At 72.6% G+C, this 7172-nt stretch carries 3 protein-coding genes; all 3 read left to right on the forward strand.

What is annotated here, in order from left to right; all coding sequences use genetic code 11:
- Window positions 1–685 precede the first annotated feature (685 nt).
- A complete protein-coding gene (locus tag ACWCXB_RS34970; protein ID WP_450728264.1) occupies window positions 686–3208 on the forward strand; it encodes a hypothetical protein in 2523 nt (840 codons plus the stop codon).
- A 280-nt stretch (window positions 3209–3488) separates the two neighbouring features.
- The gene (locus ACWCXB_RS34975) at window positions 3489–5495 is read left to right on the forward strand and encodes a sigma-70 family RNA polymerase sigma factor (protein ID WP_450728266.1); all 2007 of its coding nucleotides are present in this window, start codon (window positions 3489–3491) and stop codon (window positions 5493–5495) included.
- A gap of 56 nt (window positions 5496–5551) precedes the next feature.
- Window positions 5552–7081 carry an IS200/IS605 family accessory protein TnpB-related protein gene (locus tag ACWCXB_RS34980; RefSeq protein WP_450728268.1) on the forward strand — a complete coding sequence of 510 codons (1530 nt, stop codon included), beginning with the start codon at window positions 5552–5554 and terminating at the stop codon, window positions 7079–7081.
- The last annotated feature ends 91 nt before the right edge of the window (window positions 7082–7172 follow it).

The raw sequence follows: 7172 nt of genomic DNA on the forward strand, positions 1-7172 counted from the left end.
AGGTTTGGCGTGAGGCCGGGAGATTGGTGTGACGCTGAGGGGGTTTCGATGACCGGGGCTCGTGCTCGGGCTTGTGCTCCGCTTGCCGGTCGCCGTCCTGCCGGCGCACCGAACTCACACGCTTCGGCACGGGTGGAGGCGCGCCGCGCCGCCACCGGATCACCCGTCGGATCGTCGCCACGGTCACGCGACGGGGATCTCCGGATTCGGAGCGAAAGTGAGAAGGCGGCCTGCCGGGCCGCCTCACCGGGCGACTTCGCCAAGTCGCCCGTCACCACCACTCGGGGAGCGCCACCCCGAGGTTTGTCATGTCTGCCGCATCGCGCCGACCTCGTCGGCGCAACCCCGCGGCCCGCGGTGCCACCCGCAGGCCGCACGGAGGAGAGGAGGAGACAACGACGACCTGAACCGACCTGACCACCCGCCCAAGTGGCGGTTGTCCTATCGCCCCCGCTGACCAGGTACGTTCCGTCCATCGGTCGAGCGGTCGGTTGTGTTGTGCCTTCACCCCTATGCAGCTCTGGAGCAGATCATAGCCGCCAGCCTTGGGGCCAGTCTTCCGTTGCCGACATCTGGCACGCGCGTAGCGAGGAAAGACGTCGCCCACCCTACGAAATACCGGGCAAGACCTGACGAACTCTCGCCGGACCCTCCACCGGGGAACCCGCTGCAGCTGGGGCGGCTCATGCGCCCGCGGTTGCTGGCGGCCGTTCGTACGCTGCTCGACGACCGTCGCATCGTCGGCCGGAAGGATGTCGTGCGGGTCGGCGCGCTCGTGCTGCTGGCCAAGGCGAGTTTCCCCACGAGTCGTGTGCGGATCACGGCGCGGGAGCTGGCTCGCTGGCTCGGGGTGTCGGAGTCGACGATCGACCACCAAGTCCTGTCCGTGCTGCGCGAGGTCGAGGCGGTCGCCGCCCAGTTGATGCGGGGCGCGGACGGCAGGCCGACGGGAACCGAGTACCGGGTGGAGCCGTTGTGGGAGGCCCAGCGGGACGCGGGCGCGCCGCTGGCGCTGTCGAAGGCCGAGTTGGCGACGCTTCTGCGGTTCCTGGAGGGGCTTTTCGCACCCGGCTGGGGTGAGCGGTGCGCCACACCTCCCGGACTGCTGGCTGAGCGGCGGGGCAGGGGGGCGGCGTCGGACCGGCTGGCTGTGGTCCTGCTGGCTCTGCACGCCCGGCCGGACGGGCGGGTGCCGCTCGTGGGCGGCCCGTTGGCGAAGACGACGGCCCGTCATGGGAGGGCGGCGGCGACGCTGGCGCGGATGATCGGCTGTCGTGTGCCGACCGCCGCGACGGTACTCGGTCGGCTTCGGGCAGCGGGGGCGGTGACGGGTGGAGCGGGGCGGCTGCGGGTGCCGGCGGTGGCCGCCGCGCACCGTGTGGCGCCGGAGGGTGACGGGGGAGCGGCACACCAGGCTCCCGCGGCCAGGGCCCCGATGCACGGCGTCGAGGAGCCGGGCTGTCCCCGATGCGCCGAACTCGACGCGGTCGACGGCGCGTTGCCGGTGGCCGGGGAGGGGTGGCGGCAAGAGTCCCGGGCCGGTACGGACGGGGCAGAACCGGCGACCGAAGCTGCACCCGGGGGTCCCGTGGACATCTACGGCAGTGTTTCGGCAGGTCAAGACACGTTTGAAGCGTGCGGTCCGCGTCGCGGTGGTGCGGAGTCTCACACAGACCACGCTTCTGTGGCTGAGGTAGGTGGTGAGGTCGGCGTAGATCTCGGGTTTTCCGGCGAAGCCGCGTCGGCGTCCTGCCCTCAGCCGGTACGCGCGTGCGAGGACGAGAAATCCCCGGTGCCAGAAGCGGAAACGGACCGGCCCGACGTGCCCGCCCCGGACGGCGATCACGACCCGCTTCGCGGGGACGACCCGAGGAGGACCGCCGGAAAGCGGGAGCCGGTTTCGCCGGCCGCCGCGACATCGTTGCTTCCGAAGGGCCTGGAACGAGTGCTGGAGCCAGTGGCGTCGGTGTGGGGCCGGCTGGACCGGCCGGCCACGCGGCGGCACGTCGCCCGGGCGGTTCGCGTGCGGCTGGACGAGATCACCGGGCTGTTCGGTCCGGACGTGGACGCCGAACGGATCCTGCGGGCCCGGGTCGAGCGCCGCCTCGCGGAGCAGGGCTCGGCGCCGATCAGGGACGCTGCCGCCTGGCTGATCGGCCGCGGGCTGCCACGACGGGCGGTGTGTCCCGATGTCCGGTGTGACGACGGGTGCCTGATGGTCACTCAGGAGCGCTGCGGGGCATGCAGGCTGCTGGTTCTCGACGGGCGGGCGCTGCGGGCGCGAGCTTCCGCCACGGCGACGACCGCCGGCACGGGTGGTGGGGGCGATCGGTCGTCGTTCGAGGCCGAGCTGAACGCGTGCTGGCGTCAGGAGCTGACCGCGGCGAGGGAGCATCGTGCGGAGGCGGCCCGGGAGCGCCGGGCGCGTGAGGCGGCGGTGGCCGAGCGACGGGCGCTGTCCGCAGCGCAGGAGGCCGTCCGGAGGGCACTGCCGTGCAGGGTGTGCGGGAAGCCGGACGCTGCCGGTCTGTGCGGGAGATGTCGTGACGAGGGTGGTGTCGAGGAGCTCGTGGCGCAGGCCGTCGACGTGGCGGTGGCCACCTGGGGCATCAGCGGCGAGGCCGAACGGGTGGAGGCCGCTCGCCGTGCCGAGGACGACATGCGTGGCGCGGTCGAACAGGCGGTGGCGGAGCTCCTTCCGGCAGGCGGGGCCGTCCTCGCCGAAACGATCGCGCTCGCGGCCAGGCTGGCAGCCGAGCTCCAGTTCGGCGCGCTGCGGCGCAGGGCTGTGGACTGGCTGGCGGCCTGCCCGGAGGCGCGGGCGGAGTACGAGAACGTGTTCGCCGCCGAGATGCGGCGCGGACATCGGTACGCGAGCCTCGACGAGGCACGCGAGGCGGCCCGTCAAATGGCGGAAACCGCCCGGCTGGGCACGGCTCGGGCGCTGTTGGGCGACCGGCTGCGCACGCTGCGGGCCGCCCGACCGAAGGCGGTCGAAGTCGACGCCGAGCCGGACCCGTACACGCGGGCGGCGGATCAGCTGCGTGCGCTGATCCGACCCGCACCGTCTGAGCGCAACCTGTCCGTGCGGCGGTCGCATGACTCGCGGAGACGTTCGGCGGGCGGCGGCACCGCACCGACGGGGACGGCGGCGAGCGGGTTCGGACCGTGTGCGCACAGGACCGTCCCCGCAAAGGCGGTTGCCTGACCGGGCTCGAGCCGGCGTGGTGGAACGCATCGGGCCGACGACCCCGCGACGGTGCGACCGGATCCGCGGCGTGCGGTGAAGTCATCGACGCCCGGCGATGTCGTCAGGGTTCAGAGGGGATCGGGTCGAGCTGACCGCCCGCAGCAGTGTCCGTCGGCTCACCTTCGGACCGAAGTCCGTGAAACATCACCGACTTCGGTCCGTAGAACGAGGAGAGCAGGCAGCGGTGGCAGACTCCGTCATCGACTGATGTCGAACGTATGTATGGGGAGCGCCTTTCATGAGCAGTGACCATCGGGAGGGGACACCGGCCGGCGAGCCGAGTGTGCCGCGGCAGCGCGACGGCGGTGCGGCGCCGGGTCGCATGGGGCCGTCCGCCGTGGACGCGGCCGGCTTCGGCGCCGTACTGCCGCCGTCCGACGCCGAGCTGGTGCAGTGGATGCGGGAGGGCGACGACAGCGCGTACGAGGAGCTGTTCCGCCGGCACTCCGCCGCCGTCCGCCGCTATGCGCGCAGCTGCTGCCGGGACGCGGACACCGCCGACGACCTGACGGCCGAGGTCTTCGCCCGCACGCTTCAGGCGGTACGGGGCGGGGCCGGGCCCGAGCAGGCCGTGCGGGCCTATCTGCTGACGTCCGTCCGCCGGGTGGCCGCGACCTGGATCAGGACCCAGAAGCGCGAGCATCTGGTCGAGGACTTCGCGGTGTTCGCCGAGGACGCCGCCCGGGCCACCGAGGTCTCCGACCAGAGCGCACTCGACCTCGGCGCCGACCTGCGCGCTCTGCAGGCGGCCGAGCGGTCGCTCGCCATGGAGGCGTTCCGTTCGCTGCCCGAGCGCTGGCAGGCCGTGCTGTGGCACACCACCGTCGAGGAGGAGCCGCCGAGCGAGGTCGCACCGCTGTTCGGTCTTACCGCCAATGCCACCGCCGTGCTCGCCAGCCGCGCCCGCGAAGGCCTCAAGCAGGCCTATCTACAGGCCCATGTGAGCCAGTCGCTCACCGCGGGCGGCGACTGCGCCCGCTACGCGGACCGCCTCGGGGCCTACTCGCGCGGCGGGCTGCGGATGCGGGCCGAGCGGGGGCTGCGCAAGCACCTCGACGAGTGCTCCAAGTGCCGGCTCGCCGCCGGTGAACTGGCGCATGTGAACGCCGGGATCCCCGCGCTGCTGCCGATCGCCGTCATCGGCTGGCTGGCTGCCGGCTACTCGCTCAAGGCCGCCGGCGCGGCCGGTGCCGTGGCGGCCGCCACGGGCGCTGGTGCGGGCGCCGGCAGCGCGACCGGTGGCACGGGCGGCGCCTCCTCGGCCGCCGTGGCCGAGGGGCTGGGCATCCCCGCCAAGGCGGGCATCGCTGCGGCCGCCGCCGTGGCCGCGACCGCCGGTCTGGTGTGGCTGCTCAGCGGTCCCGAGCCGGAAGCGGCTGCCCGGCCCACCACCACGCCGCCCGTGGCCGCGCGCGTCGAGACGCCGCCGCCCGCGCCGAATCCGACCTCGAAGCCTGCCCTGAAGGACACGCGGACGCCACCGCCGGCTCCGAGCTCCACCTCGGGGTCGCTGCCGGTGAAGAGCAGTGTCACGCCCGCCCCGCGGCCGAAGCCGGCCCTGACCGCGAGCCTCAACCCGAACCCGAACCCGACGCCCAAGCCGACGCGGACAGCCGGACCGAGCCCTCGGCCGACGCAGTACCCGACAGGGAGGCCGACACCCACGCGCACGCCCACGCCGCCACCGTGGCCGTCGAAGCCCACCCCGACGCCGAGCCCGACCGTCTACCCAGTCAACCAGCTGGAGTACGGCGGCCATGGCGACGCCGCCGAGCCGGAGCTGAACCCCGCCGAGAGCGGCTGGATGTGGCGGCGCTCCGGGCTGGAGGTGGCCGGGATCCGTTACGCCCACGGCGTCAGCCTGCACGCCCCGTCCTCGCTGCTCATCGACCTCAACCGGCCGTGCGCGAGCTTTGACGCGCTGGTCGGCGTGGACGACATCACCGTTCCGCTCGGACCCGGAAAGGTGCGCTTCTCCGTGTACGCGGACGGGGAGCGCCTGTGGCGCTCTCCGTTGCTGAGCCGCGGCGACAGCCCGGTCCGGGCGCACGTCGGCCTGTCCGGCCGTCGCACCCTGCGCCTGTCGGTGGAGGCCCATGCGCTGTTCGGCCGGGTGGTGCTCGCGGACTGGGTGGAGTCCCGGATCACCTGCGGCGGAGTACCGCACCCGGCCGGCGAGGGCGGGAACAAGGACCAGGGGGTTGCAATCGGTCACCCGCGGTGTCAACGGAAGACGGAGGTCTGAGGTCCTGTCGCCCGAAAGGTGACGGGTAACCGCACGGGGCCGTGGAAGATGCCGGGGTGCCAGGACGGCGCGTCGGCCAGGTGGGCGAGCACCTGGGACGGCTGGCTTCCCGTGACCTGGCCGTGCGGTGCCGGGACGGGCTGGAGCACTCCAGCGACACGTGGGCGGTGCGCAAGCGGGAGCTGACCTGTGAGTCGTCCTCCCGCTGGGCGGGGAGCATCACGAAGGCCACGCACGACCAGTGGGCGCTGGCCCGCCGCTGCCAGCTCGCGCACATCCAGTCTCTGGAAGCGGGCGTTCGCACGCTGATGCACCGGCTGTCCCAGCCGGTCGGGGAGAAGGGAACCAAGAAGGCGCCGGGCGGCTACCGCACCCGGCAGGAGTGGCACGCGAAGACCCGCCGCCTGCACGTCCTTGAGCACCGTCTTAAGCAGGCCCGCGCTGAGCGGGAGGCAGGCCGCGTGCATGTGGTGCGGGGCGGCCGGCGCCTGCTGAACACCCGCCACCACCTGGACGCCGCCCAGCTGACCGAGGCCGAGTGGCGGCGGCGGTGGGAGGCCGAGCGCTGGTTCCTGGCCGCGGACGGCGAGTCCGGCAAAAGGTTCGGCAACGAAGCCGTCCGCGTCACCCCCGACGGCGAGGTCAGCATCAAACTGCCCGCCCCGCTCGCCGGGCACGCCAACGCCCCACATGGCCGGTACGTCCTCACCGCCAAGGTCGCCTTCAAACACCGGGGCCAGGAATGGGCCGACCGCGTCGAGGCCGACCGCGCGGTGGCCTACCGCATCCACTACGACGTCACGCGCGACCGCTGGTACCTCACCGCCTCCTGGCAACGCCCCGCCGTCCAGACGATGCCGCTGGAAGTGGCTCGCGCTCACGGCATCATCGGCGTGGACACCAATGCCGATCACTTCGCCGCCTACGAGCTGGACGTGCACGGCAACCCGCACCGGTTCTTCTACGACCTCACAGGCACCGCCCAGCACCGCGACGCGCAGGTTCGGCACGCCCTCACCCGCCTGCTGCACTGGGCACGCGCCTGCGGCGCGAACGCGATCGCCATCGAGAACCTTGACTTCGCGGCGGAGAAGACCCGTGAGAAGCACGGCCACAAGAAGCGGTTCCGGCAGCTGATCTCCGGCATGCCCACCGGCAAGCTGAAGGCCCGCCTCGTCTCCATGGCCGCCGAACAGGGTCTCGCGATCGTGGCCGTGGACCCGGCCTACACCTCGAAGTGGGGCGCCCAGCACTGGCAGAAGCCCCTCACCAGCAAGACCAGGAAGACCACTCGCCACGACGCGGCCGCCGTGGCGATCGGAAGGCGCGCCCTCGGGCACCCGATCCGGCGACGGACGGCACCGCCCCCGCAGCACCAGAGCGATGCTGCGGGGCATCGGACTGCCCAGGCCCCATCGGGTACCCGGGGGCGTGAGGAAACCGGCCCCCGCATCCCCGGACCACGGACACGATCCGTACGCGCCGGATGCGGAGCGAACGCGGGGAACCAGAACGCCCAACACCGTTCGGGGCCTTCGGCTGAGCATGGGTCCTGGAAACAGGACTCACTCCCGCTCAGTCTCTAGTGTCATGCGCCTGAAATCCGGAGCGTTATTTCTTCCTGGTTGTGTCGGTGGTGGACCTGATCTTGGTGAGGTAGTCGGCGAGGGAGTTGAG

The organism is Streptomyces sp. NPDC001514, from assembly GCF_053597075.1.

Excerpts from the sequence above, each read along its gene's own strand:
- ACWCXB_RS34970 (WP_450728264.1), top strand. The coding sequence starts at position 686 with ATGCGCCCGCGGTTGCTGGCGGCCGTTCGTACGCTGCTCGACGACCGT.
- ACWCXB_RS34975 (WP_450728266.1), top strand. The coding sequence starts at position 3,489 with ATGAGCAGTGACCATCGGGAGGGGACACCGGCCGGCGAGCCGAGTGTG.